Source organism: Pseudomonas sp. GD04091 (assembly GCF_029836165.1).
Lineage (GTDB): Bacteria > Pseudomonadota > Gammaproteobacteria > Pseudomonadales > Pseudomonadaceae > Aquipseudomonas.
Genome location: NZ_JAOEBG010000006.1, coordinates 197,809 through 224,710 on the forward strand (window position 1 = coordinate 197,809; position 26,902 = coordinate 224,710).

General features: G+C 63.5%; 22 protein-coding genes. 9 read left to right on the forward strand and 13 right to left on the reverse strand.

The window, feature by feature from the left end:
- On the forward strand, positions 1 to 3,312 hold the full coding sequence (locus N7422_RS10490; RefSeq protein WP_279806457.1) for a DEAD/DEAH box helicase: 3,312 nt from the start codon (positions 1 to 3) through the stop codon (positions 3,310 to 3,312).
- An 84-nt stretch (positions 3,313 to 3,396) separates the two neighbouring features.
- Here the strand turns inward: N7422_RS10490 and nagZ are convergent, their stop codons facing one another.
- Together nagZ and N7422_RS10500 are read right to left on the reverse strand one after the other, a co-directional pair.
- Positions 3,397 to 4,395 carry a beta-N-acetylhexosaminidase gene (gene nagZ / locus N7422_RS10495; protein WP_279806542.1) on the reverse strand — a complete coding sequence of 333 codons (999 nt, stop codon included), beginning with the start codon at positions 4,393 to 4,395 and terminating at the stop codon, positions 3,397 to 3,399.
- A gap of 188 nt (positions 4,396 to 4,583) precedes the next feature.
- Positions 4,584 to 5,288 carry a TetR/AcrR family transcriptional regulator gene (locus N7422_RS10500; protein WP_279806458.1) on the reverse strand — a complete coding sequence of 235 codons (705 nt, stop codon included), beginning with the start codon at positions 5,286 to 5,288 and terminating at the stop codon, positions 4,584 to 4,586.
- Positions 5,289 to 5,497: 209 nt separating this feature from the next.
- On the opposite strand from N7422_RS10500, the gene lexA reads away from it, so the two are divergent.
- Together lexA and sulA are read left to right on the forward strand one after the other, a co-directional pair.
- On the forward strand, positions 5,498 to 6,106 hold the full coding sequence (lexA, locus tag N7422_RS10505) for a transcriptional repressor LexA (RefSeq protein ID WP_279806459.1): 609 nt from the start codon (positions 5,498 to 5,500) through the stop codon (positions 6,104 to 6,106).
- Between the two features lie 14 nt (positions 6,107 to 6,120).
- Positions 6,121 to 6,597, forward strand: coding sequence for an SOS-induced cell division inhibitor SulA (sulA, locus tag N7422_RS10510; protein WP_279806460.1), 477 nt, complete (start codon positions 6,121 to 6,123; stop codon positions 6,595 to 6,597).
- A 51-nt stretch (positions 6,598 to 6,648) separates the two neighbouring features.
- Here sulA and N7422_RS10515 read toward each other — a convergent pair whose 3' ends face one another.
- The 7 genes from N7422_RS10515 to N7422_RS10545 all read right to left on the reverse strand — a co-directional run bounded on the left by N7422_RS10515 (position 6,649) and on the right by N7422_RS10545 (position 14,956).
- A complete protein-coding gene (locus tag N7422_RS10515) occupies positions 6,649 to 6,882 on the reverse strand; it encodes a hypothetical protein (RefSeq protein WP_023630868.1) in 234 nt (77 codons plus the stop codon).
- Positions 6,883 to 6,933: 51 nt separating this feature from the next.
- Complete coding sequence (locus N7422_RS10520; RefSeq protein ID WP_279806461.1) at positions 6,934 to 7,455, reverse strand: DUF6586 family protein; 522 nt, start codon at positions 7,453 to 7,455, stop codon at positions 6,934 to 6,936.
- A gap of 195 nt (positions 7,456 to 7,650) precedes the next feature.
- Positions 7,651 to 10,260 (reverse strand): type I DNA topoisomerase, encoded by a 2,610-nt coding sequence (gene topA / locus N7422_RS10525; RefSeq protein ID WP_279806462.1) that lies wholly within the window; start codon positions 10,258 to 10,260, stop codon positions 7,651 to 7,653.
- 100 nt (positions 10,261 to 10,360) lie between these two features.
- Entirely contained in the window at positions 10,361 to 10,612 is a 252-nt protein-coding gene (locus N7422_RS10530; protein ID WP_279806463.1) for a DUF1653 domain-containing protein, read from the reverse strand.
- A gap of 78 nt (positions 10,613 to 10,690) precedes the next feature.
- Positions 10,691 to 11,866, reverse strand: a complete 1,176-nt coding sequence (gene fadA, locus N7422_RS10535) for an acetyl-CoA C-acyltransferase FadA (RefSeq protein ID WP_279806464.1) — start codon at positions 11,864 to 11,866, stop codon at positions 10,691 to 10,693.
- Between the two features lie 31 nt (positions 11,867 to 11,897).
- Positions 11,898 to 14,045 (reverse strand): fatty acid oxidation complex subunit alpha FadB, encoded by a 2,148-nt coding sequence (gene fadB / locus N7422_RS10540; RefSeq protein ID WP_279806465.1) that lies wholly within the window; start codon positions 14,043 to 14,045, stop codon positions 11,898 to 11,900.
- 473 nt (positions 14,046 to 14,518) lie between these two features.
- A complete protein-coding gene (locus N7422_RS10545; protein WP_279806466.1) occupies positions 14,519 to 14,956 on the reverse strand; it encodes a hypothetical protein in 438 nt (145 codons plus the stop codon).
- A 111-nt stretch (positions 14,957 to 15,067) separates the two neighbouring features.
- Between N7422_RS10545 and N7422_RS10550 the strand changes: the two genes are divergently transcribed.
- Entirely contained in the window at positions 15,068 to 15,508 is a 441-nt protein-coding gene (locus N7422_RS10550) for a universal stress protein (protein WP_279806467.1), read from the forward strand.
- 56 nt (positions 15,509 to 15,564) lie between these two features.
- On the opposite strand, the gene N7422_RS10555 is transcribed toward N7422_RS10550, so the two are convergent.
- Positions 15,565 to 17,496 carry an ATP-binding cassette domain-containing protein gene (locus N7422_RS10555; protein ID WP_279806468.1) on the reverse strand — a complete coding sequence of 644 codons (1,932 nt, stop codon included), beginning with the start codon at positions 17,494 to 17,496 and terminating at the stop codon, positions 15,565 to 15,567.
- A 207-nt stretch (positions 17,497 to 17,703) separates the two neighbouring features.
- Between N7422_RS10555 and N7422_RS10560 the strand changes: the two genes are divergently transcribed.
- On the forward strand, positions 17,704 to 19,632 hold the full coding sequence (locus tag N7422_RS10560) for a transglycosylase SLT domain-containing protein (RefSeq protein WP_279806469.1): 1,929 nt from the start codon (positions 17,704 to 17,706) through the stop codon (positions 19,630 to 19,632).
- A gap of 110 nt (positions 19,633 to 19,742) precedes the next feature.
- Here the strand turns inward: N7422_RS10560 and N7422_RS10565 are convergent, their stop codons facing one another.
- Positions 19,743 to 20,546, reverse strand: a complete 804-nt coding sequence (locus N7422_RS10565) for an MOSC domain-containing protein (RefSeq protein ID WP_279806470.1) — start codon at positions 20,544 to 20,546, stop codon at positions 19,743 to 19,745.
- Between the two features lie 56 nt (positions 20,547 to 20,602).
- Positions 20,603 to 21,538 (reverse strand): chemotaxis protein CheV, encoded by a 936-nt coding sequence (locus tag N7422_RS10570; protein ID WP_279806471.1) that lies wholly within the window; start codon positions 21,536 to 21,538, stop codon positions 20,603 to 20,605.
- Positions 21,539 to 21,872: 334 nt separating this feature from the next.
- Between N7422_RS10570 and N7422_RS10575 the strand changes: the two genes are divergently transcribed.
- The 3 genes from N7422_RS10575 to N7422_RS10585 all read left to right on the forward strand — a co-directional run bounded on the left by N7422_RS10575 (position 21,873) and on the right by N7422_RS10585 (position 24,298).
- Complete coding sequence (locus tag N7422_RS10575) at positions 21,873 to 22,388, forward strand: histidine kinase (RefSeq protein ID WP_279806543.1); 516 nt, start codon at positions 21,873 to 21,875, stop codon at positions 22,386 to 22,388.
- Between the two features lie 364 nt (positions 22,389 to 22,752).
- A complete protein-coding gene (locus tag N7422_RS10580) occupies positions 22,753 to 23,649 on the forward strand; it encodes a histidine kinase (protein WP_279806472.1) in 897 nt (298 codons plus the stop codon).
- Complete coding sequence (locus N7422_RS10585) at positions 23,639 to 24,298, forward strand: response regulator transcription factor (protein WP_279806473.1); 660 nt, start codon at positions 23,639 to 23,641, stop codon at positions 24,296 to 24,298. The genes N7422_RS10580 and N7422_RS10585 overlap by 11 nt, the downstream gene beginning before the upstream one ends.
- Here the strand turns inward: N7422_RS10585 and yegS are convergent.
- Positions 24,282 to 25,169: a lipid kinase YegS gene (gene yegS, locus N7422_RS10590; protein WP_279806474.1), complete on the reverse strand. Its 888-nt coding sequence runs from the start codon at positions 25,167 to 25,169 to the stop codon at positions 24,282 to 24,284. The two genes, N7422_RS10585 and yegS, sit on opposite strands and share 17 nt — an antisense overlap.
- A gap of 274 nt (positions 25,170 to 25,443) precedes the next feature.
- On the opposite strand from yegS, the gene N7422_RS10595 reads away from it, so the two are divergent.
- Positions 25,444 to 26,898 (forward strand): mannose-1-phosphate guanylyltransferase/mannose-6-phosphate isomerase, encoded by a 1,455-nt coding sequence (locus tag N7422_RS10595; protein WP_279806475.1) that lies wholly within the window; start codon positions 25,444 to 25,446, stop codon positions 26,896 to 26,898.
- Positions 26,899 to 26,902 lie beyond the last annotated feature (4 nt).

The window sequence follows — 26,902 nt, forward strand, 5'->3', positions numbered from 1 at the left end:
GTGAACGCCGATGTGCAGAAGCTGGCCGCCGAGAATCCGAGCTGGAAACGCGATTTTTCCGCCGCCACCCTGCAACGCGGCGAACGCTACGCCGAACAGGGCCTGGTCACGATCCAGTCTCACGGCGACTCACGCCTCGAGTCGATCTGCCGCGGCAGCGGCGGCAACGTCTACCGCCAGCGGATCCTCATCACCGCAGGGCCATCCGGACAGTGCCATGTACGTGGCGACTGCTCCTGCCCGGTCGGCGCGAACTGCAAGCACTGCGCCGCCGCGCTCTTCACCCTGGCCAACAACGGCGGGCGCGCCACCGCCGGTGGCGACCAGCTACCCCACCACCTGCAACACTGGCTGCAGGGCCTGGAGCCGCCTTCAGCGGCGAAGAGCGCCGCTGAAGACAAGCGCGGACGCATGGTCTGCTACCAGCTCGTCCTGCAACGCGACCATAGCTGCGCACTGCGCGTGCGCAAAGGCACCCGCGAGGAGCACGGCATTCGCTACAGCCGCGTGCAGTCGTTGTATGACCTGCTCTACGAACCACCGAAGTTCGTCAAGGAAGATGACCTGCGCATCCTGCGTCAGCTGTCGGCGCAGAACGCGCCCTATGGCCAGGACCGCGGCTATGCCCTCAAGGGCCATGAAGGTGGCGAGTTGCTGCAGCGGGTGCTGGATACCGGACGCCTGATGTTCATCGAAGAGCTGCCGCTGCTGCGCCAGGGCGCGCCACGCCCGGCGCAATTCCGCTGGGTGCGCCTGGACAACGGCGACTACCGGGGCATCTGGTACAACGATGACACGCCGCTCAATTGCGTGCTGCCACTGGTGCCGCTGTTCTACCTCGATGTCGAGCGCGAGGAGGTCGGCACCGTCACTCACGACCTCGACCCGCACACCGCCCTGCAACTGTCCCTCGCTCCCGATGTACCGGAACACCTCATCGTGCCCCTCAGCCACAAGCTCAACGCCCTGAATCACCACCTGCCGACACCCACCACCGTGCAACAGGAGCAGCTCGACGACATCGAGCCGACCCCGCACCTGACCCTCGGCAGCCTCGAGTTCAGCGCCTACACGCCCAAGACCGGGCGCATGCAGCGGCAGATGCAGCACCGCGCCGCGCTGTCGTTCGACTATGACGGCCTGCGCGCCAGCGGCGGCGACGACAAGCCGCTGAGTCGCCTGGTGGGCAGCACCAGCCAACGCATCCGCCGCCAGCCCCAGGCCGAGCTGGCCCTGCGCAAGGCGTTGCGCGACCTGGGCTTCAAGCCCGCCACCCGCCAGAGCAAGGCCCTGCCCGACAGCGCCGGCGAGATGTACCAGCTGCCGGACGACGAAGCCTGGCTGCGTTTCGCCCGCGAGGGCCTGCCGCGTCTGCGCGAGGCGGGCTGGGCCATCGACGTGCACCGCGACTTCGCCTTCAGCCTGCATGAGGTGGACGACTGGTACGCCACCGTCGAAGAAGCGCCTAGCCACGAGTGGTTCGACCTGGAACTGGGCATCGTCGTCGAGGGCCAGCGCCACAGCCTGCTGCCCATTGTCCTGCAACTGCTGCGCAGCAACCCGGAGCTGTTGCGCCCCAGCGAACTGGCCCGACGCAGTGACGACGAGCACCTGCTGATCGACCTCAACCGAGGTCGCCTCGACAGCCCGGCGTTGCGCGTCGCCCTGCCCTACGGCCGGATCAAGGCGGTGATGGGCACGCTCGGCGAACTGTATCTGCACGAAGACGCCGTCGGCCCGAGCTTGCGCCTGGAGCGCGCCGACGCCGCGCGCCTGAACGCGATCGACCATCTGCCGTTGCGATGGGAAGGCGGCGGCGAAGTCCGCGACCTGGGCCGACGCCTGCGCGATGCCCGTGACCTGCACGTGGCGCCCCCCAAGGGCCTGAACGCCACGCTGCGACCGTACCAGCAGCAAGGCCTGAACTGGCTGCAGGCCCTGCGCGAGATGGGCACCGGCGGCATCCTCGGCGACGACATGGGCCTGGGCAAGACCCTGCAGACCCTGGCCCACCTGCTGCTGGAGAAAGAAGCCGGACGCCTGACCCACCCTGCGCTGGCGGTGATGCCCACCAGCCTGGTGCCCAACTGGCTCGACGAAGCCCGGCGCTTCGCCCCCGACCTGCGGGTCCTGGCCCTGCACGGCCCAGGCCGCAACAAGCACTTCGCCAACCTGGCCGACTACGACCTGATACTGACCACCTACGCCCTGGCACCCCGCGACCTGGAGCATCTCAAGGCCCAGCCCTGGCACCTGCTGGTGCTGGACGAAGCGCAGAACATCAAGAGCAGCACCAGCAAGGCCGCCCAGGCCGTGCGCGAGCTACAGGCCGACCAGCGCCTGTGCCTGACCGGCACGCCGATGGAGAACAACCTCGGCGAGCTGTGGTCGATCTTCCACTTCCTGATGCCCGGCTGGCTGGGCGACAGCAAGCGTTTCACCCAGGACTACCGCACCCCGATCGAACGCCACGGCGACGGCGAGCGCATGGCCCACCTGGCCAGCCGCATCCGCCCGTTCCTGCTGCGCCGCACCAAGGAGCAGGTGGCCACCGAACTGCCCGCCAAGACCGAGATGATCCACTGGGTCGAGCTCAGCGACGCCCAGCGCGACACTTATGAGGCGCTGCGGGTGGCGATGGACAAGAAGGTCCGCGAGGAAATCGCCCGTAACGGCGCGGCCCGCAGCCAGATCATCATCCTCGACGCGCTGCTCAAGCTACGCCAGGTGTGCTGCGATCTACGCCTGGTCAAGGGTACCGAGGCGAAAGGCACGTTCGCCGACAAGGGCAAGCTGGGCAGCCTGCTGGAAATGCTCGAAGAGTTGCTCAGCGAGGGGCGCAAGGTCCTGCTGTTCTCGCAGTTCACCTCCATGCTCGCGCTGATCGAGTTCGAACTGGAGAAACGCGGCATCCGCTACAGCCTGTTGACCGGCGACACCCGCGACCGCCGCGCGCCGGTGCAGCAGTTCCAGAACGGCGACAGCGAGGTGTTCCTGATCAGCCTCAAGGCCGGCGGCACCGGGCTGAACCTGACCGCCGCCGATACCGTGATCCACTACGACCCGTGGTGGAACCCGGCCAGCGAGAACCAGGCCACCGACCGGGCCTACCGCATTGGCCAGGACAAGCCGGTATTCGTGTTCAAGCTGATCACCCGGGGAACGGTGGAAGAGAAGATCCAGCAGTTGCAGCAGGAGAAGGCGGCACTGGCGGCCGGGCTGCTCGATGGCGGGCAGGCCGGGCAATGGCGGCTGGGAGATGACGAGATCGAGGCGTTGTTCGCGCCGTTGCCGGGCAAGCGCAATCGGTAAGCGCTCAATCGCGGGGCAAGCCCGCTCCCACGAGGCCTCAGCGCGTCGTGGGAGCGGGCTTGACCCGCGATAAAGCCGGCCAGGTCAATCGACCAGCTGGGCTTCCTTCAAGGCCCCCAACGCCTCCAGCCAACGCGGCTGCTGGCGGTAATCGGTACGCGCAAAGCCCTGCCCGCGCATCCGCGCGATTCGCGGCGACGGCTGGACCTTCATCCGCTGAGCCGCGCTCAGCGCCAACTCCGCGGCCGCGCGGTCGTTGCACACCAGGCCCATGTCGCAACCGGCGCTCAGCGCCGCCTCGATGCGACTGGCGGCATCACCCACCACATGGGCACCGGCCATGGACAGGTCGTCGCTGAAGATCACCCCATCGAAACCCAGCTCGCCGCGCAGGATGTCCTGCAGCCAGCGCCGGGAGAAGCCCGCCGGCTGGTTGTCCACCTGCGGATAGATGACATGCGCCGGCATCACCGCCGCCAGCTGCCCGCTCAGACGGGTGAATGGCACCAGGTCCACGGCGCGCAGCTGCTCCAGGCTGCGCTCATCGACCGGAATGGCCACGTGCGAGTCGGCCTCGGCCCAACCATGTCCCGGGAAATGCTTGCCACAAGCCGCCATGCCGGCAGCGTTCATACCGCGGATGAAAGCCCCCGCCAACTGGGTGGCGCGCTCGGGTTCACCCTCGAAGGCGCGACTGCCGACCACGGCGCTGCGCTGGTGGTCGAGGTCCAGGACCGGCGCGAAGCTCAGGTCCAATCCCACTGCCAGCACTTCGGTCGCCATCAACCAGCCACATTGCTCGGCCAGGTACTCGGCGTTGGCGTTATCGGCGATGGCGCGCATGGCCGGCAAGCGCACGAAGCCCTGACGCAGGCGCTGCACCCGACCACCTTCCTGGTCGACGGCGAGAATGAGATCAGGGCGAATGGCGCGAATCGACGCGCACAGCTCGCGCACCTGGCGCGGGCTGTCGATGTTGCGGGCAAAGATGATCAGGCCGGCCACTTCGGGCTGGCGCAACAGATGGCGATCTTCGGCGGTCAGCCAGTGGCCGGCGATATCCACCATCAGGGAGCCTTGCAGGCTGGCGGTCATAGCGAGTCCTTCATTACAGATCCAGGGGAGCCCGACAGGCGCAGGCGCACACCGTCATGGGACAGCGAACAGCCCATAGGTTCAGTGCGGCAGGGAGAGTGCCGGAAAGGCGGCGGCTCAAGGCGAGGTCGGACATGGGCGCTAGCTTAGCCGAAGCGCCCTACCCCGCCCAGTGTTCAGACCTTGGCAGCCGCGCTGGACTTGCTGCGCGGACGCAACTGGGCCGTGGCCATGGCGGGGTCGGTGACGCCGGTGTCGGCGCGCATGCCGGCGGCCAGGAACGGCACCATCAAGCGCATCACCTGCTCGATCGAGGTATTGATGCCGAAATCGGTTTCGGCAATGGCGCGCAGCGCCTTGATCCCCGACATGCTGAACGCCGCGGCCCCCAGCATGAAGTGCACCCGCCAGAACAGCTCGAGCGGCGGAATGCGCGGGGCAGCCTCGTTGACCAGGAGCATGTAGCGGCGGAACACCTTGCCATACATGTCTTCCAGATAACGGCGCAGGTGGCCCTGGCTCTGGCTGAACGCCAACCCCAGCAGGCGCATGAAGATGGACAGGTCGTTATTGCTGCGCGGCTGCACCGCGAGCGCCTGCTCGACCAGCATCTCCAGCAGCTCTTCGAGGCTGGCCTTCTGTTCGGGGCGCGCCTGGCGCCGCTCCAGCTCGCGCTCGAGGCTGGCACAGAAAGGACCGAGGAAACGTGAGAAAACCGCCTGGATCAGGGCTTTCTTGGAGCCGAAGTGATAGTTCACCGCCGCCAGGTTGACCCCGGCCTTGCTGGTGATCAGCCGCAATGAGGTTTCCGCGAACCCGCGCTCCGCGAACAGCTGTTCCGCCGCATCGAGGATGCGTTCAACGGTTTCCGATTGGGCCATGTCTACTCCGCCTGACAAACAGTTGTTTGAAACATACGTTTCAGGCCTGCTTCTGTCAAGGCTCGGTGACTGGCCGGTCGCCCATTTAATCACAGCCACAACACATTGAATGGACTCGCTTTGCGCCACTCATGCGCGCAGGGTGCTTGCAGCTTGCCAGCCACTGTATATAATCCCAGTCACTGTATAAAAAGACAGAGCCCTCGCCCATGCTGAAACTGACGCCACGCCAAGCCGAGATTCTGGCTTTCATCAAACGTTGCCTCGAAGACAACGGTTTCCCGCCGACCCGCGCCGAGATCGCCCAGGAGCTGGGCTTCAAATCGCCCAACGCCGCCGAGGAGCACCTCAAGGCCCTGGCTCGCAAGGGTGCCATCGAGATGACCCCGGGCGCGTCCCGCGGCATCCGCATCCCCGGTCTCGAGCCAAAGAACGACGACAACGGCCTGCCGATCATCGGTCGCGTAGCCGCCGGTGCGCCGATCCTGGCCGAGCAGCACATCGAAGAATCCTGCAACATCAACCCGGCCTTCTTCCATCCCCGCGCCGACTATCTGTTGCGCGTGCACGGCATGAGCATGAAGGACATCGGCATCTTCGACGGCGACCTGCTCGCCGTGCACACCACCCGCGAAGCCCGCAACGGCCAGATCGTGGTTGCCCGTATCGGTGACGAAGTCACCGTCAAGCGCTTCAAGCGCGAAGGCAGCAAGGTCTGGCTGATTGCCGAGAACCCCGAGTTCGCCCCCATCGAAGTCGACCTGAAAGAGCAGGAACTGGTGATCGAGGGCTTGAGCGTCGGCGTCCTTCGCCGCTGAAACCAGGAGGCGTCATGCAGCCGTTCACCCATGCACCGCAGCAAGCGCAGTTGCCGCTGTTCGAGGCCTTCCTCGCCCAGCCGGTACTGCCAGGCCTGAAGCCAAGCGAGCCAACGCGCAAGAGCAGCCAACCCGAGCTGTTCAGTGAGCTGGCCCTGCGTGGCGCGCCCGGGCATTGCCAAAGCCTGCTGGCTCCCGTCCTGCGCGAACTCAGCGAAGAGGATGACAGCCGCTGGCTGACACTCATCGCCCCACCAGGCAGCCTGACCCAGACCTGGCTGCGCGATGCCGGGCTTAACCGTGAACGCATCCTGCTGCTGCACCCCGGCGTCAACCAGACAGTCCTGCAACTGGCTTGCGAAGCCCTGCGCCTGGGCCACAGCCATACCGTGGTCAGCTGGCTGGGCACCCTCAACACCAGCGCCCGCCAACAACTGCAACGCGCTGCAGCCATCGGAAACGCACAAAGCCTGAACATCCGCCTCGGCTGATGTTCAGGCTTTGCCTGTAAAACGCTTGAAACCCTGAGCCTGCAGGCTGGCTCAATGAAGGACTCGCGGCCCCTCTTCACGCTCGAAGTCACCCTCGACAAGGCGACCGGCCATCTGCACGCCAACGCTGAGCATGGCCTTGGCCACTTCTACGTGCTGTCCTTGCAGGAATGCCTTGGCGTCCTCGGAGAAATCCAGGGTTACCAGGGAGCCTTCATCCTCGGCACGGCGCAGCTCGATCCGGCCATCAGGCAACTCGACAATTTCTAGAAAGGACGTTGACATAAAGGGCCTGCTTTTCACGAAAGGCCAGTAGTGTACCAGCCATGAACGCCGTCAGCACTCACTCAACGCGTCGCGGAATCGTCTCACCAGGTTTTTGAGGTTCTGTCGCCAGGCCTCCAACTCCTCCCGAGAAAGCTTGATCGGCTCGGGCTCGTCCAGATTGACGGCCTGGATCAATGGCTGGGTGACGTCGCCCTTCACGGTTTTCTTCGCGACCGGCGGTCGGAACAAATCGGCATAAGCGGCCAGCAGACGCGCCAGCCAGGTTTCCGGTTGACGAGCCAGCTCCAACAACTCGGCCATTTCCGGAATCGCCACGCGCGTCAGCACTTCATCGCTGAACAGCAGCTCGGCCCGCGACGCAGAAGCCTGTGGCAGGCGATAGAAACCAGCAATCTCGTGACACAAGCCAAGCAACGCACCGTAGAGGTGAAACAGCGCCGATTCGCGCTCGGCCTGCAGCAGCCCCTGAGCATTCATCGCCTGGCTCTCGGCGGCCTTGGTCATGGACTCAAGCGCGAGGCCGGCGAAGAACAGTTTCTGGTTGGTGCGGGTGTAGAGTTCCTGGGCCATTTCGAGTGACTCCTGAAGGCTGCAAGGCAATTGCCTGCAGTTTCAGGGATTGCGCTTTGCTTGTCATCAAATGACTGGGGCCGCTTCGCGCGCCATCGCCGGCAAGCCGCCCCCCCCCCCACAGAATCGCCTCGTACCCTGTGGGAGCTGGCTTGCCAGCGATGGGGCGCGAAGCGGCCCCAGTACAACTTCAGATCAACGCTTGTCTTCGACCTTCCACGCCTTGCCGTCGTAGAACGCCTTCCAGCCGGTCGGTTTGCCATCGACCTCGGACTGCACGTATTGCTCCTTGGTCTTGCGGCTGTAGCGAATCACCGCCGGGCGGCCTTCCGGGTCCTTCTGCGGCGCATCGCAGAGGAAGTGATACTTCGGATCGATCTCGTGCTTGTGGGGAACGATCTCCAGCACCAGTGGCGCGCGGGTTTCGCGGTTCTTCGGGAACTGGCTGGCCGCCAGGAACAAGCCCGACGCACCATCACGCAACACGTAGGTGTCGTCGACCTTCTCGCACTTGAGCTCTGGCATATCCACCTTGTCCATCTTCGGTGGCGCCGCCTCTCCGCTCTTGAGCAGCTTGCGCGTGTTCTTGCAGGCCGGGTTGGTGCAACCGAAGAACTTGCCGAAACGCCCGGTCTTGAGCTGCATCTCGCTGCCGCACTTGTCGCACTCCAGGCTCGGGCCTTCGTAACCCTTGATCCGGTAGCTACCCTCTTCGATCTCGTAGCCTGCGCAATCCGGGTTGTTACCGCAGATATGCAACTTGTGCTTCTCGTCGAGCAGGTAGGCGTCCATCGCCGTCGAGCAGATCGGGCAGCGATGCTTGCCACGCAGCACCAGGGATTCGGACTCGCCTTCGTCGTCAGCGGCGATCTCGTCACCCGGCACCAGGTTGACCGTTGCCTTGCAACGTTCCTTCGGCGGCAGGCTGTAGCCCGAACAGCCGAGGAAAACACCCGTGGACGCAGTCCGGATCATCATCGGGCGACCACATTCCTTGCACGGAATGTTGGTCAAGGTCGGCTGGTTGGCACGCATGCCGCTTTCTGCGGATTCGGCGGTCAGCAGCTTCTTGCTGAAATCGCCATAGAACTCATCGAGCACGTTCTTCCAGTCACGCTCGCCCTGGGCCACGTCGTCGAGGTGCTCTTCCATGCCGGCGGTGAAGCCGTAGTCCATCAGGTTGGCAAAGCTTTCCGACAGACGCTCGGTGACGATGTCGCCCATCTTCTCGGAGTAGAAGCGGCGGTTGTGCAGGGTGACGTAACCACGGTCCTGAATGGTGGAAATGATCGCTGCGTAGGTCGATGGACGACCAATACCGCGCTTTTCCATCTCCTTGACCAGGCTGGCTTCGGTGAAGCGCGCCGGCGGCTTGGTGAAGTGCTGGCTCGGATCGAGCTGGATCAACTTCAGCGCTTCGCCCTGGGCCATTTCCGGCAACACATCGTCCTCGCCCGGCTTGCTCTGCTGCGGCAGGACACGGGTGTAACCGTCGAACTTGAGGATACGGCCCTTGGCACGCAGCTCGAAGTCGCCGGCCACGACGGTGACGCTGGTGGACAGGTATTGCGCAGGCGGCATCTGGCACGCCAGGAACTGGCGCCAGATCAGCTCGTACAGGCGCTCGGCGTCGCGCTCCATGCCGCTGAGCTTGGTTGGATGGATATTCACGTCGGAGGGGCGAATCGCCTCGTGCGCCTCCTGGGCGCCTTCCTTGCTGCCGTAGACGATCGGCGCGGCGGGCAGGTACTGCTTGCCGAATTCTTTTTCGATGTAGTCGCGCGCCATCTCGACGGCATCGGTCGACAGGTTGGTCGAATCGGTACGCATGTAGGTGATGTAACCGGCCTCGTACAGACGCTGGGCCATCATCATGGTCTTCTTCACCCCAAAGCCCAGACGGTTGCTCGCCGCCTGCTGCAGGGTGGAGGTGATGAACGGCGCCGAGGGCTTGCTGCTGGTCGGCCGGTCTTCGCGCTTGCTTACGCTGTAGCTGGAGGACTTGAGCTTCTCCAGTGCAGCCATGGCCTGCGCCTGATTGAGCGGTTTGAAGGCCTCGCCGTTCTCGCGGGCGACCTCGAAACGCACCTTGGCGTTCTTGGCGGTGCCCAGATCGGCGTGGACTTCCCAGTACTCTTCCGGATTGAACGCACGGATCTCGCGCTCACGCTCGACCACCAGCTTCACCGCCACCGACTGCACACGGCCTGCAGACAGGCCGCGGGCGATCTTGGCCCACAGCAGCGGCGAGACCATGTAGCCCACCACGCGATCGAGGAAGCGACGCGCCTGCTGTGCATTGACCCGATCAATGTCGAGCTCGCCCGGCTGGGAGAACGCCTCCTGGATGGCCTTCTTGGTGATCTCGTTGAACACCACGCGCTTGTAGCGGCTGTCGTCGCCGCCAATGGCTTCGCGCAGGTGCCAGGCGATGGCTTCCCCTTCGCGGTCCAAGTCGGTTGCGAGATAGATGGTGTCGGCATCCTTGGCCAGGCGGCGCAGCTCTTCGATCACCTTCTCCTTGCCGGGAAGGATCTCGTACTTGGCCTTCCAACCCGCCTCGGGATCGACGCCCATGCGCGCGACCAGGGTGCGACGCGCCTTCTCCTTCGGCGACAGCGCCGGAGCCTCACTCGCAGTCTTGCCGCGCTTGGCCGCCGGTTCCTTGGCCGCACTGGCGGAACCGCTGGTGGGAAGGTCACGGATGTGGCCGATACTCGACTTCACCACGTACTGGCTGCCCAGGTACTTGTTGATGGTCTTGGCCTTGGCCGGGGATTCCACAATGACCAGCGATTTGCCCATGGATCGGAGTATTCCTGAATCTGAAGATGAAAAACGCGTCAGGTGCCGGACGCGGCACCGCTATATATAGTGGCGAAACTGTGAGGTCAAGCGTGGGTGTTCACGGATGTGCTTTCGCCAGCAGCTCGTCCATCCCTTCCTCAGCCTTGACCAAAGCAAAGCGTGGCACCTGCTCGCCGTCAACCTCGACAGACTCCAGGAACATGGAAAGCGGCCGAACCCAAAGCCCGAATTCGCCATACAAGGCCTGATAGAACACCACCCACTCCTCGGTCTCGGAATGGCGCGCGGTGCCGAAAACACGATACTCAGGGCCTTTGTAATGCCGGTACACACCAGGTTGTATCTGCATGTCGCTCGCCCTCTTGAACAAATCCTGTAAAAAACAAAAACCGGGGCACAGGGCCCCGGCTGTTGCCTCGCAACGCGATCAGACGCGTTCGAAGACCGTGGTGATACCTTGACCCAGGCCGACACACATGGTGGCGACGCCAAGCGTACCGCCATTCTGCTTCATCACGTTGAGCAGAGTGCCGGAAATACGAGCACCAGAGCAACCGAACGGGTGACCCAGGGCGATCGCGCCGCCGTGCAGGTTAACCTTCTCATCCATCTTGTCGAGTACTTTCAGATCCTTCAGCACCGGCAGGGCCTGTGCGGCGAAGGCTTCATTGAGCTCGAAGAAATCGATGTCAGCGATGGTCAAACCCGCGCGCTTGAGCGCTTTCTGCGTCGACGGGACCGGGCCGTAACCCATGATCGCCGGATCGACACCTGCCACGGCCATGGAGCGGATCACAGCCAACGGCTGGATGCCCAGGTCCATGGCGCGCTGGCCGGACATGACGATCATGCACGAGGCACCGTCGGTGATCTGCGACGAGGTACCGGCCGTCACGGTACCACCTTTCGGGTTGAATGCCGGCTTGAGCGACGCCAGTCCTTCGAGGGTGGTTTCCGGGCGAATGGTCTCGTCGTAGTCGAAGACCTTCAGGAAACCGTTCTCGTCATAGCCTTGCATCGGAATGATCTCGTCCTTGAACTTGCCCTCCACCGTCGCCTTGTGGGCGAGCTGGTGCGAACGCAGGCCGAACAGATCCTGTTGCTCACGGGTAATGCCGTGCATCTTGCCGAGCATTTCGGCGGTGAGGCCCATCATCCCGGATGCCTTGGCGGCGTACAGCGACATATGAGGGTTGGGATCGACGCCATGCATCATGCTGACGTGGCCCATGTGCTCGACGCCACCGATCACGAAGACATCACCGTTGCCGGTCATGATCGCCTGGGCGGCGGTGTGCAGCGCGCTCATCGACGAACCGCACAGGCGGCTGACGGTCTGCGCGGCAGAGGTGTGCGGGATCTGGGTCATCAGCGACGCCATGCGGGCGATGTTCCAGCCCTGCTCCAGGGTCTGGTTGACGCAGCCCCAGATCACGTCCTCGACTTCTTTCGGGTCGACCTTGTCGTTGCGCTCCAGCAGCTTGCTGATCAGGTGCGCGGACATGTCTTCGGCACGGGTGTTACGGTGCATGCCGCCCTTGGAACGACCCATCGGCGTGCGACCGAAGTCGACAATCACCACGTCTCTTGGATTCAGGCTCATATCAATATTCTCGCTCTAGCTCGTTGGGCGCTCAGTTGAAGAAGCGCTGGCCGTTCTTGGCCATCTCGCGCAGCTTCGCGGTGGGGTGGTACAGCGGCCCCAGGTCGGCGTACTTGTCGGCCAGCGCGACGAACTCGGCGACCCCGATCGAATCGATGTAACGCAGCGCGCCACCACGGAAGGGAGGGAAGCCAATACCGTAGACCAGGCCCATGTCGGCCTCGGCGGCGGTCGCGACGATGCCGTCTTCCAGGCAACGCACGGTCTCCAGGCACAGCGGGACCATCATCCAGTTGATGATGTCTTCATCGCTGACTTCGCGCTGCTCGAAGATGACCGGCTTGAGCACCTCGAGCACGCTGACATCGGCGACCTTCTTCGGCTTGCCGCGCTTGTCGGTCTCGTAGGCATAGAACCCCTTGCCGTTCTTCTGGCCCAGGCGGTTGGCCTCGTACAGGGCGTCGACAGCGGAGCGACGATCGTCCTTCATGCGGTCAGGGAAGCCTTCAGCCATCACATCGCGACCGTGGTGACCGGTGTCGATGCCGACCACGTCCATCAGGTAGGCCGGGCCCATCGGCCAGCCGAACTTCTCCATCACCTTGTCGATGCGCACGAAGTCCACGCCGGCGCTGACCAGCTTGGCGAAGCCGCCGAAATACGGGAACAGCACGCGGTTGACCAGGAAGCCCGGGCAATCGTTGACCACGATCGGGTTCTTGCCCATCTTCTTGGCGTAGGCCACGGTGGTGGCCACGGCCACGTCGCTGGACTTCTCGCCGCGGATGACTTCGACCAGCGGCATCATGTGCACCGGGTTGAAGAAGTGCATGCCGACGAAGTTTTCCGGACGCTTGAGCGCCTTGGCCAACAGGTTGATGGAGATGGTCGAGGTGTTGGAAGCGAGGATCGCGTCCTCTTTCACCTGGCCTTCCACTTCGGCCAGCACCGCCTGCTTGACCTTCGGATTCTCGACCACGGCCTCGACGACGATGTCGACGTTGCCGAAATCACCGTAGGACAGGGTCGGGCGAATGGCGTTGAGCGCCTCGGCCATCTTCACCGGGGTCAGGCGGCCTTTCTCGACGCGCTTGCCGAGCAGTTTGGAGGCCTCGTTCAGGCCCAGCTGGATGGCGTCCTCGCGGATGTCCTTCATCAGGATCGGCGTGCCCTTGACTGCCGACTGGTAGGCGATGCCGCCCCCCATGATGCCGGCGCCGAGCACGGCAGCCTGCTTCACGTCGTGAGCGATTTCATCGTGAGCCTTCGCCTTGCGCTTGAGCTCCTGGTCATTCAGGAACAGCCCGATCAGGCTTTCGGCGACCGACGTCTTGGCCAGCTTGGCGAAGCCGGCGGCCTCGACTTCCAGGGCCTTGTCACGACCGAAGTTGGCGGCTTTCTGGATGGTCTTGATCGCTTCGACCGGTGCCGGGTAGTTCGGGCCAGCCTGGCCGGCGACGAAGCCCTTGGCGGTCTCGAAGGCCATCATCTGTTCGATGGCGTTGAGCTTGAGCTTTTCCAGCTTGGGCTGACGCTTGGCCTTGTAGTCCAGCTCGCCGCTGATGGCGCGCTTGATCAGGTCCAGGGCACCGGCCTGCAACAGTTCCGGCGTGACCACCGCATCGACGGCGCCCACTTTCAGGGCGTCTTCGGCGCGATTTTCCTTGCCGGAGGCGATCCACTCGATGGCGTTGTCCGAGCCGATCAGGCGCGGCAGGCGCACGGTGCCGCCAAAGCCTGGGTAGATCCCCAGTTTCACTTCGGGCAGGCCAATCTTGGCACTGCTGGACATGACCCGGTAATCGGCCGCCAGGCACATCTCCAGGCCACCGCCCAGGGCAATGCCGTTGATGGCGACGACGGTCGGCACCTGCAGGTCTTCGAAGTCATTGAAAATGCGGTTGGCTTCCAGGTTGCCGGCGACCAGTTCGGCCTCGGGCAGCTTGAAGTTGTCGACGAATTCGGTGATGTCGGCGCCGACGATGAACACGTCCTTGCCGCTGCTGACGATCACGCCCTTGACCGAAGCGTCGGCCTTGATGGCATCCACTGCCTGACGCAGTTCGTTCAGGGTGAGGCGGTTGAACTTGTTGACGGACTCACCCTTGAGGTCGAACTTCAGTTCGACGATGCCGCTTTCAAGAGCCTTAACCGTGATGGCTTTACCTTCGTAAATCATCAACTGATCTCCACGATATGGAAGCTGAACTGTACACGCCGATCGCTGGCGGGAGGGCCGGTTTGCCGGTCCCTCGCCCCAGGCACACCCGTCGGCGCGCTAATCGGGATTCTGTAAGAGCCGTCTGACATACAAACGCTCAATTCATACGCCCGTTTGACTTGGGTGTGCACACATTCTCCGAAAAGAACCGCGTTGTCAAATGCTCGCGAACTGCGTGAAAACGCGACTTTCCAGTCATCTTGTACGCGCCGGGTACGAAACATGATGACAGTGATCGCCGACCATTCATGTCAGCGATAGACCATCATCGGCCTCGAATGCTGCATTTTTCTAAACGCATCCACGACCCGTGACTACACTGCAATCGAATGAAGGTGTTTCCGGCCTGCCTGGCCTTTTCTGTGCGGCACGACGCAAAACGGCGCGCAGGAGCATGAGAGCTCCTGCGCGCCGTTTTGCGTCGTGCACGGTCAGGCGAGGTTATCGAGGGTCTGAGCAATATCCTGCAAAACAGATTTATCACCGCGCTCGCTCCAGTAGAGGGCGATCATGCGGCTGTCGGCTTCAACCTTGTATACCGTCTCCGGCAGGCGCGCGAAGGCTTGCGCCAGACGCGGATCTTCGCAAGGCTCACGCCACTGGTTCCACCAGACACCAGGCGTGATCTGCCAGTAGCACCAGCTGTCCTGCCGGCCCTTGCGGCGCGCCCGGTGGTATTGCGGACATGGGCTGGGTGGCTGGTTTTCCAGCCAGTGCGGCCATTGTTGCGGAGCCAGGTGCATGGCCAGCCCCATGCGTCGCCCCTCCAGGCGCAGGCTCATCTGCTCGCTCTGCTTGCGAGACTGGCGCAACCAGGCCAGCGGGCTGAGCATCAGCGCAAGGATTGACACCACCAGCCATACCGTCATATCTGTAGACCCTATAAAGCGTTGCAAAATGAGCGGGTTATCCAGGTTTCACGAACGCCGGGCCCGAAAGCGACCATACTTCTACTATCGCGATTGTCAGGAGTACTGCACATGTCCTATGAACATCTTCTGGTCGCTGTCGACCTGACCGAAGAATGCGACCCCGTGATCAAGCGGGCCAAGACAATTGCCCTGGCGAGTGGCGCCAAGGTTTCCCTGGTGCATATCGTCGAGCCCATGGCCATGGCCTTCGGTGGCGACGTGCCGATGGACCTCTCGCAACTGCAGCAGCAGCAGTTCGACCAGGCCAAGGAACGCATGGAACGCCTGTTCACCAAGTACCCGGACATCAACCGTGGCGACTCACACCTGGTCTACGGCCAACCGCGCCAGGAAATCCACCAGCTGGCCAAGGATCAGCATTGCGACCTGATCGTGGTCGGCAGCCATGGTCGCCACGGCCTTGCGCTGCTGCTGGGCTCCACCGCCAATGACGTACTGCATGGCGCGCCATGCGACGTGCTGGCGGTACGACTACTGAAGAAAGAATGAAGTAGCCGCTGCCGGTCTCTTCGCGGCCTTGTCCGCGAAGAGACCGGCACAGCCAATCAGCCTTCCAGCTCGGCCCAGCGCTCAACCAGCACGTCCAGCTCGCCCTGCAGCTTCTCCAGCTTGGCCAGCACCGCGGAGGTCTCGACTATCGGACGCTGGTAGAAGTTCGAAGCATTGACCTCTTCCTGCACTTCGGCCATCTGCTTTTCCAGCGCATCGATCTGCCCCGGCAGGGCCTCGAGTTCGCGCTGCAGCTTGTAGCTGAGCTTCTTCTTGGCGGCATCCGCAGCCGGCGCGGCGACCGGTGCAGGCGCCACCTCCTCCACCGACTTGGCCACCACGGCGCTGTTCAACTCGGACTTGCCGCCCTTGCTTTCGGTCACACCCAGCAACTTCGGCGAACCACCCTGGCGAATCCAGTCCTCGTAACCCCCAACATACTCGCGAACGCGCCCCTCGCCCTCGAACACCAGGGTGCTGGTGACGACGTTGTCGAGGAAGGCCCGGTCGTGGCTGACCATCAGCACCGTGCCCTTGTAGTTGGACAGCACTTCCTCGAGCAGCTCGAGGGTTTCCACGTCCAGGTCGTTGGTCGGTTCGTCCAGCACCAGCAGGTTGGCCGGCTTGCTGAACAGCTTGGCCAGCAGCAGGCGTGCACGCTCGCCACCGGACAGCGCCTTGACCGGCGTGCGTGCGCGCTGCGGGCTGAACAGGAAATCACCGAGATAGCTGAGCACATGGCGGTTCTGGCCATCGATCTCGATGAAATCGCGCCCTTCGGCCAGGTTATCGATGACGGTCTTTTCCAGGTCAAGCTGATGGCGCATCTGGTCGAAGTACGCCACTTCCAGCTTGGTGCCGCGCTCGACCTTGCCGCTGCTCGGCTCCAGGTCGCCCAACATCAGCTTGAGCAGCGTGGTCTTGCCGGTACCATTGGCGCCGAGCAGGCCGATACGGTCCTCGCGCTGCAGCACCATGGAGAAGTCCTTGACCAGCTTCGGCCCACCCAGGTGAGCGAAGCTGACATTGTCCAGCACCATCACCTGCTTGCCGGACTTGTCCGCCACCTCGATCTGGATATTGGCCTTGCCCTGGCGCTCACGACGCTCGCCGCGCTCCACGCGCAGCGCCTTGAGCGCCCGCACACGCCCTTCGTTGCGGGTACGCCGGGCCTTGATGCCCTGGCGAATCCACACTTCTTCCTGGGCCAGGCGCTTGTCGAACAGCGCGTTGGCGGTCGCCTCGGCGGCCAGCTCGGCCTCCTTGTGCACGAGGAAACTGGCGTAATCACCGTTCCAGTCGATCAACCCGCCGCGGTCCAACTCGAGGATGCGCGTCGCCAGGTTCTGCAGGAAGGAACGGTCGTGGGTGATGAACAGCACCGCGCCGTTGAAACCGCTCAGGGCCTCTTCCAGCCAGGCGATGGCGCCGATGTCCAGGTGGTTGGTCGGCTCGTCGAGCAGCAGCAGATCAGGCTCGGACACCAGGGCCTGCGCCAGCAGGACGCGGCGGCGCCAGCCACCGGAAAGCTCGGCCAAGGTCTTGTCGGCAGGCAACTGCAGGCGACTGAGGGTGCTTTCCACCACCTGCTGCAAGCGCCAGCCATCGCGGGCCTCCAGCTCGTGCTGGACGTGCATGAGCTTTTCCAGATCCTCGTCGCCATGAATGTTCTGGCTCAGGTGGTGGTACTCGGCCAGCAGCTCGCCCACCCCGTCCAGGCCCGCGGCCACCACATCGAACACGCTGCGTTCGTCGGCGACCGGCAGCTCCTGCGGCAACTCGCCGATCTTGAGGCCGGGGGCGCGCCAGATATCGCCGTCGTCGGGCTTCTGCTCGCCCTTGACCAGGCGCAGCATGCTCGACTTGCCCGTGCCGTTGCGGCCGATGATGCACACCCGCTCGCCACGGGCGATCTGCCAGGAAACCTTGTCCAGCAGCGGCATGGCGCCGAATGCCAGGGACACATCGCTGAATTTGAGCAGGGTCATGTTCATCTCCAAAAACCGGGCGCGCATTCTACCCGACTTGCCCAGCCACGACATCAAAAGCCCGTCGCCACCCGCAGAGCGTCGGATTACAACTCGATACAAGCACAGTGCTTTCACCGGCCCTCGGCAAACGGCTAAGCTAGGCAGTAATACCCAACAGTGCTGGCTTCGCCGTCACTCTCTATGGTTCAACTGCCCGGACGTATCATGCGCAGCCGCCTGTTACAAATCGCCTCCTGCCTGCTGCTCACCGCCACCGCCGCGAGTGCCGCTCAGGCTGTCGACATCACCCAGCAACGCCAGTACTACGACGAAGCCAAGCGCGCCCTGGCCAAGGGCGACAAAGGCCCGTACCTGCGCTATGCCCAGGCACTGCGCGATTATCCGCTCACGCCCTACCTCGCCTACGACGAGCTGACCGCCCGCCTCAAGAGCGCCAGCAACGAAGAGATCGAGGGCTTTCTCGCCGCCCACGGCGACCTGCCCCAGGCCAACTGGATGAAGCTCCGCTGGTTGCGCTGGCTGGCCGAACGCGGCGAGTGGAAAACCTTCGCCCAGTACTATGACCCCAAGCTCAACTTCACCGAGCTCGATTGCCTCAATGGCCAGTACCAGCTCAGTCACGGCCAGCGCGCCGAAGGTTTCGCCACCGCCGAGAAGCTGTGGAACGTCGGCAAGTCGCAGCCTGCGGCCTGCGACACGCTGTTCGGCATGTGGGCCGCCGAAGGCCAGCTCACCGAGGCCAGGCGCTGGCAACGCGCCAAACTGGCCGCCCAGGCGCGCAACTACGGCCTGGCAGGCAGCCTGGTGAAGACGCTGACCACCCTCGCCCCTCAGGGCAAGCTGCTGATCGACGTGGCGCAGAAACCCGAACTGCTCAACCAGCCTTCGCGCTTCACCCCGGTCAATGAAGCCATGTCCGACGTGGTCAGCCTCGGCCTGCGCCGGCTGGCACGCCAGAACCCAGAGCAAGCCATGGCGCTGCTCGACGATTACGCCCAGCGCATGCACTTCTCCCGGGACGAGAAGGTCGCCATCGCCCGAGAGATCGGCCTGACGCTCGCCCGCCGCTACGATCCGCGCGCCCTCGACCTGATGACCCGCTACGACCCCGAGCTGCGCGACAACACCGTCAGCGAGTGGCGCCTGCGCCTGTTGCTGCGCCTGGGCCGCTGGGAGGATGCCTACGAGCTGACCAAGCGCCTGCCCCAGGACCTGGCCAGCAGCAACCGCTGGAAGTACTGGCAGGCTCGCAGCCTCGAACTGGCGCAGCCCAACAACCCCCAGGTTCCGCTGCTGTACAAGACCGTCGCCCGCGAACGCGACTTCTACGGCTTCCTGGCCGCGGACCGGGCACAGACGCCCTATCAGTTGAACAACAAACCACTGGTTCTCAGCAAGGCGGTGATCAACAAGGTCCGCAACACGCCGGGCGTGCGTCGCGCCCTGGAATTCCATGCCCGCGGCCAGATCGTCGAGGGCCGCCGCGAGTGGTACCACGTCAGCCGTCACTTCAATCGTGACGAGATGGTCGCCCAGGCACGCCTGGCCTACGACATGCGCTGGTATTTCCCGGCCATCCGCACCATCAGCCAGGCCCAGTACTGGGACGACCTGGACATCCGTTTCCCCATGGCCCACCGCGACACCCTGGTGCGCGAAGCCAAGGTGCGCGGCCTGCATTCGAGCTGGGTCTTCGCCATCACCCGCCAGGAGAGCGCCTTCATGGAGGATGCCCGCTCCAGCGTCGGCGCCAGTGGGCTGATGCAGCTCATGCCCGGCACCGCCAAGGAAACCGCGCGCAAGTTCAGCATCCCGCTGGCCTCGCCGGCCCAGGTGTTCAACCCGGACAAGAACATCCAGCTCGGCGCCGCCTACCTGAGCCAGGTACACGGCCAGTTCAACGGCAACCGCGTGCTGGCCTCGGCGGCCTACAACGCCGGCCCCGGGCGCGTGCGCCAGTGGCTCAAGGGCGCCAAGCACCTGAGCTTCGATGTCTGGGTCGAGTCGATTCCGTTCGACGAGACGCGCCAATACGTGCAGAACGTGCTGTCGTACTCGGTCATCTACGGACAAAAGCTCAATTCGCCACAGCCGCTGGTGGATTGGCATGAGCGGTATTTTGACGACATGTGAATGAAGGCCCTGTGAGGGCGGATTCAGCCGCTCTCACAGGGCGCTTGCCGCCCTGCGCGCAACACGGCTGATCTTTCCAAACCGGCAGTGTCGGTCGCAGACAGAGACGGCTACTCGATGACCTGCACTTCCATTCCCACCTGCAGCTCACCCTCGCCATCCACCGCCAGATTCTGGCCAAACAGCACGTCGCCCTCCCGCTCCCGGAACGTCTTGAGGGTGGTCAGCGGCTCACGGTCCGCGCTGCGCTCGCCGGTGGCAGGATCGAGGGTGGTCAGAATGCAGCGCACGCTGGGCTTGAGCACACGGAAGGTCATCTCACCGATTCGGATGCGTTTCCAGCGATCTTCGGCAAAGGCCTCGGCGCCTTCCACCACCAGGTTCGGACGAAAGCGCAACATCGCCATCGGGCGACCGACCCGCTGGCTCAACTCATCCAGCGATGCCTGCCCAATCAGCAGCAACGGAAAACCATCGGGGAAGGCGGCCCGGTCGCTATTCAGCCCGTAACCGCTGGGCAGGTAGCGGGCCCGCTGCTCAGGGCAATGCACCAGGCGCACCGCCTTGCCCAGCAACTCGCTGAGCCAGGCGGCGGCCTCGTCCCCCGCATCGGGCACACGCAACGTGTCCCGCCAGATCGTGACACCACGCAAATGGTCGTCGCCTGGCGGCACAGGCACATCCAGCGCTGGCAATCCCGGCGCCTGGAGCAGCAACTGGCCTCGATCCCCATAACCGGCGCTGATCTGCCCGAGCCGCGGCCAGGCACGCTGAGTCAGGAAGCGGCCGTTTTCCTCCTCCACTACCAGCCAGCGCCGATCACCCTCGAGGCCCAGGTTGCCAACGGAAGATACCTGCAGGCTCTGGGCCCCTGCGGACTTCACCGGATAACGATACAACGCACTCAGAAACATCCTTGCCCGCCTTGCGCCAGTCGAAATGGCAAGCTTATACCGGCCGCAGCGAGGTATCACACTGCGGCGTGATCCAGGCTCAAGCGTTGACGGACCACATCCACCAGGCGGTCCGGTTGGAACTTGGAGAGGAAATTGTCGCAACCGACCTTCTTCACCATGGACTCGTTGAAACTGCCCGACAGCGAGGTATGCAGCACCACGTACAAGCCCCGCAGCCGAGGGTCATTGCGGATTTCGGTCGTCAGCCGGTAGCCGTCCATCTCGGGCATTTCCGCATCGGTGAAGATCATCAGCAGTTTCTCGCAGACATCCTCCCCCGCGTCGGCCCAGCCCTTGAGCAGGCGCAAGGCCTTGAGGCCATCACTGGCGACGTGCAGTTTCACCCCCAGTTGCGACAGGGTGTCGCGCAGCTGCGCCAGCGCCACACTGGAGTCGTCCACCAGCAGCACCTCTCGACCTCGGGCGCGAGCCAGCACCGGATCTTCCAGCTTGTCACGGGACACCTTGGCGCTGTATGGCACGATCTCCGCCAGCACCTTCTCCACGTCGATGATCTCCACCAGTTGCTCGTCGACCTTGGTGATCGCGGTGAGGTAGTGCTGGCGACCGGCACTGGTCGGCGGCGGCATGATCGCCTCCCAGTTCATGTTGACGATGCGGTCGACGCCCCCCACCAGGAACGCCTGCACCGAGCGGTTGTACTCGGTGACGATGATGGTACTGTCCGGCCCCGGCTGCAGCGGGCGCATGCCGATGGCCTGGGACAGATCGATCACCGGCAAGGTCTGGCCTCGCAGGTTGACCACCCCGCAAACGTACGTGTGGCGCTGCGGCATGAGGGTCAGCTTGGGCAGTTGCAACACCTCCTGAACCTTGAAGACGTTGATGGCGAACAACTGTCGGCCAGCCAGGCGGAACATGAGGATTTCCAGGCGGTTCTCACCCACCAGTTGCGTGCGTTGGTCTACCGTGTCGAGAATGCCTGCCATTGGACAGCCCCCAGGCTTGAGTCAGGAAAGTGAATGCATCAGCCCTGTATCGGCGGATATTCGCTCGGCTTGACCCCTGATGGAAAAAGCCATTCGAGGCGATTGATATCACTTTACCATCATGCTTTACTGCTGCCACGCCCTCTCGCCCAAACGCTCGCAACGAGCGAACCACCTGAAACTTCATCAGGGAAACCCCTAGGAGCAATCGGGTGCAACCTGATGTTCGCGATATCCATTAGCCATTAATGTGACGCCATTCTCAATGCATGAACGGAGTCAGGCTTTTGCTAGCGAACATCTGGGTATGGCCGATCCCTTGCACCGGGGAGCCATGATGGACAGCACTCCACTGCTCAACAGCGCCGTGCAGGATTTCCTGCAGGATGCGCAGGTCCTGCTGGCCAGGTCCCAGGAGTGCCTGCAGCACCTGGAACTGATCGATAGCGATCCTGACGCCTGCCACTGCCTGAATGAAACCCTCGATACGCTGGCCCACCGTGCGAGACAGCTTGAACTGGTGGAAGTGGCTCATTACACGCTTGCCCTGCAGCAGCTGCTCGCACCTGGCTGCCATCAAGGTCGGCTGCAAGGCGAGGCCCTGCCTGCGCTGGCCGCTTGCCTGACCCTGCTGGCCTGGCAACTGGAACTGGTCGACCCCCGGACCGGGCGCCTGAATCTGGATACCGAAGAGCAGCAGCAGCTGCTGGGCGAGCTGGCCCGGGCACTGGGCCTGCCTGCCACGCAAATGTGCGCCCCCTGCCAGGAGGTCGGCACCTTCTGCACCCATCCCCACACCCAGGGTGAGTTGCCCGATGCGCACGCCCTATCGGTCGATCGCCATCACTGATCGAAGTCGACAGCAACTAAATCGGCTCTAACTTGCAAAGTTGAGCAAGTTTTTCCGAATGTTTGGCAGGGACGATTTCTTAGTTGATCCCGGCGTTTCGGAAACATCATCTAATAATGGCACTCTGCTAGTCACACTTTCATACACCCGATCAGCCAAAGCCCGGAAAATCCGAGGTTTCAAGCAGTTACACTGCCGCGACCAAATCCAATCGAAGTGATAACATGCGCACCTTTGAACAGGCGCACCTTGGATATTGGACAACCGGTCGTGGACGGGTGCGCCATGCAAAGCAGAACGCAAGAATCTCTGGCTAGACATGCGCAAAGCTTCCTACAGCAATAATTCAGTGGCTTCCTTATCTATGCTTCCACGCTTGAAGTTTCTCCAGCGTTGCCGCTCCAGAGTTGCCCTGCTGCGCTGGATGACGGCGCTGCTGTGCGTAGCATCGCTGGCGGCGAACCTGCTGTGCTACCTGCGCGCCCAGCCCCTGTCGGCAAGCGTGCTGCTGCTGCAACTGGTGGCGATGATTGGTGTGGGCTGGCACCTGCGGCACTGGGCCCGTTCCATCAGCCTGCGCCCGTCGGAACTGGCCAACCGCATGCTCCAGGTGCAGGAGAGCGAGCGCCAGCGCCTGAGCCGCGAACTGCACGACGACATCGGCCAGCTGCTGACGGCCGCCAAGCTTCAGCTCGACTGGCTGCAGCGGCGAGTACCTGCCGAACTGCAGGCACACTGCACCACCCTGCGCAGCACCCTGGACCACACGCTGGGCAATGTGCGCGACGTTTCCGCGATCCTCAATCCTCGGCAGCTGGCCAGCCTCGGCCTGGAAGCGAGCTTGCGCGCGCACCTGCTACGCACGCTGGAGAACAGCGACGTGCACTGGAGCCTGGAGTGCCACCAACGCCTGGGGGGGATCAGCGAGGAAGTCAGCATGGCCGCCTTCCGTATCACCCAGGAAGCGGTCACCAACATGCTGCGCCATGCCCATGCCCGCAACCTGGTGGTGCGCCTGCAGCGCACGCCGGCCGGGCTTGCCTTGTCGGTTCAGGATGATGGCGCAGGTTTCGTGCCGGCCCCCGCACCCGCCGAAGCCGGCCAGCGCGGCATGGCCGGCATGCTGGAACGTGCAACTGCCTTGCAGGGCAGCCTGACCATCACCAGCCAGCCTGGCCAGGGCACCCAGATCGACGCCCTCTTCCCATGGCCGCCACGCAGCCAAGAACGCGCCAGGACTTCTGTTGCCGATGACCTGTAGATTATTGCTGGTAGACGACCACTCCTTGATACGTGCTGGTGTTCGGGCATTGGTATCGGACATTCCCGGCTACACCGTGATCGGTGAAGCCGATGATGGCAGCCAGTTGCTGGAGCAGGTTCGCCAACTGGCGCCGGATATCGTCCTGCTGGACATTTCCATGCGCTCGACCAGCGGCCTCGATGCCCTGACACAACTGCGCGCCAGCGGCTGCACCTGCAAAGTGCTGATTCTTTCGATGCACACCGACCCGGACCTGATCATGCGCGCACTGGAAAGCGGCGCCCATGGCTACCTGCTCAAGGACACCACGGCCACCGAACTGGAACAGGCCCTTAGCGCACTGCGCAACGACGAACGCTACCTCAGCCCGGCCATCGCCCACACCGTGATCAACCAGGCACTGCTGCGCGCGCAGAACAGCAAGCAACCCAATGACGAGCGCCACAACCTCACCGCACGCCAGCTCGAGATTCTGCGCCTGATCGTGCGCGGCAAATCCACCCGGGAAATCGCCAACGGCCTGGGATTGTCGATCAAGACCGTGGAAACCCATCGCTCCCAGATCATGAAGCGCCTGCAGATCTTCGATGTGGCAGGCCTGGTGCTGTTCGCCGTGCGCGAGCGAATCATCAGCCTCGACGACTGAGCAGCGGCGAATCCACGGGCAGGTGCACATGCAATGCCCGCGGCAAGGCCTCGAACCGCAGGCTGTCGGCCTGCAGGGGTTCGCCATCGAGATTCATGTCCAGCCCTTGCGCGCTCTTGATCTCCACCCATGGCAGACGGGCGCGCACGAACAGGCCTTCACCAGCCAGCAGGTCACGCAATGCCCCAGTCATTTCCTGAGGCGCCGGCAGGATACCGATGTCCAGCAGGCCGTCATCGACCTTGGCATCCGGGCACAGCACATGGCCCCCACCGGCCTGGCTCCCGTTGCCGATCCCCAGCGCCAGCAGATCGCCCTGCCACTGGAAGCCAGGTCCGTGCAGCTCCACCGATGCGGCCTGCAGCTCACTGAATCGCGACAGCCCCGTGAACAGATAGGCGGCCGCCCCCAACACCTTCTTCAGGTCTTCGGAGGTGCTGGCCGTGACCTGGCTGCCGAAGCCGCCAGTGGCCATGTTCAGGAACAACTGATCCCCCACACGCCCCAGATCGATCGGCTGCGCCGGCACCTCCAGGAGGGCGAGGGCGGCTGCCGGCTCCAGAGGAACCGCCGCGGCCCTGGCGAAGTCATTGGCCGTACCCAGCGGCAGCAGGGCCAGGCTGGCCTGGGTAGCGGCCAAGGCCATGGCCTCGGCCACGTCGCGCAGCGTGCCGTCGCCACCTCCCGCCACCACATGGCCGTACCCGGCCTGCAGCGCCTCGTCGACCAGGCGCTGGGCATCACCGCCCTCCCAGGTCAGCCGCACATCGAGTGTCCATCCGCGCTCGCGCAATTGGGCCACAGCAGCGCGCACCTCGTCGTTGGTGGCCTGTTTGCCATGCAGGATCAGCAATGCCTTGCGCTCGTTCATTGTCGCGCTCCCCAGAAGTCACACAGAAAAGGCCTACTGCAATCTCGACCATCGAAGCGCACAGATTGCTCCATGCCTACGTGAAACTGGTCGGTTTCACACAAATACCATTGAAAGGTGAGTCTTACAGGTGCATCATCCGACAAATATTTGGCCTTCACGGACGATGCCGCTCATAAAAGTCATTTTATTGACTTTCTGCCGCCAGATGCCTGACAGGTCGTGATTCCCTTGCATTGCGCTGCCCGCAGCGCCCTGATTCGAGGCTTTGACCATGAGCGTTCTGATCCCCTGTATCATCGCCGGCGGTGCCGGCACTCGCCTGTGGCCGGTATCGCGCGAAGCGATGCCCAAGCCGTTCATGCGTCTGCCCGATGGCATGAGCCTGCTGCAGAAGACCTTCAGCCGCGCCAGCCAGTTGCCCGGCGTGGAACGGGTACTCACGGTGACCAACCGCGACGTGTTCTTCCGCACCCAGGATGAGTACCGCCAGGTCGGCAGCCATCGACTCGTCCTCGACTTCATCCTTGAACCTTTCGGCCGCAACACGGCCCCCGCCATTGCCGCCGCGGCCCTGCACTGCGCCCGCCTGCATGGCGAAGACAGCCTGCTACTGGTCATGCCGGCCGATCACCTGATCCAGGATCAGGGAGCATTCGAACAGGCCGTGGAGCGGGCCATGCAGTTGGCCGGACAGGGCTGGCTCACTACCTTCGGCCTGTTGCCGACCCGCGCGGAAACAGGCTTCGGCTACATCGAGCGAGGCCCGTCGATCAGCACCGACGGCTATCAGGTCGTACGCTTCGTCGAAAAACCCGACGCCGACACCGCGCAGGCTTACCTGGACAGCGGCCGCCACCTCTGGAACGCCGGCATGTTCTGCCTGCGGGTCGGGACCGTGCTACAGGAACTGCAGGCACATGCGCCAGAACTACTGGACCTCGTGGCCCAGTGCCTGGAACAGAGCCAGGTCAAGGAAGGCACGAACGGCCTGCAGGTGGAACTCGTCCCCGACAGCTTCGAGCAAGTCCCCGATATTTCCATCGACTACGCCCTCATGGAGCCCTCCTCCCAGGTGGCCGTGGTGCCCTGCGACATTGGCTGGAGCGATATCGGCAGCTGGGAAGCGGTGCGCGAGCTGCGCCCGAGCGACAGCCAGGGCAACCACTGCAACGGCGAAACTGTGCTGCACGACGTGAGCAACTGCTACATCGACTCGCCACGACGGCTGGTGGGCGCCGTGGGCCTGGACAACCTGATCGTCATCGATACGCCTGACGCCCTGCTGATCGCCGATGCCGCACGCAGCCAGGAGGTCAAGGTGATCGCCCAGCAGCTCAAGCGCCAAGGCCACGATGCCTATCGACTGCACCGCACCGTGACCCGCCCCTGGGGCCTGTACACCGTGCTCGAGGAAGGGCCACGGTTCAAGATCAAACGCATCATGGTCCGCCCCGGAGAATCGCTGTCGCTGCAGATGCATCACCACCGCAGCGAGCACTGGATCGTGGTCAGCGGCATGGCCTGCGTGACCAATGGCGAAGAGGAGTTCTTGCTCGACACCAACGAGTCCACCTTCATCAAGCCCGGGCGCACCCACCGCCTGACCAACCCCGGCGTCATCGACCTGGTGATGATCGAGGTGCAGAGCGGCGAATACCTGGGCGAAGACGACATCGTGCGCTTTACTGATATCTATGGACGCGCCCCGGCAGCAGCATCTGCTTGACTGC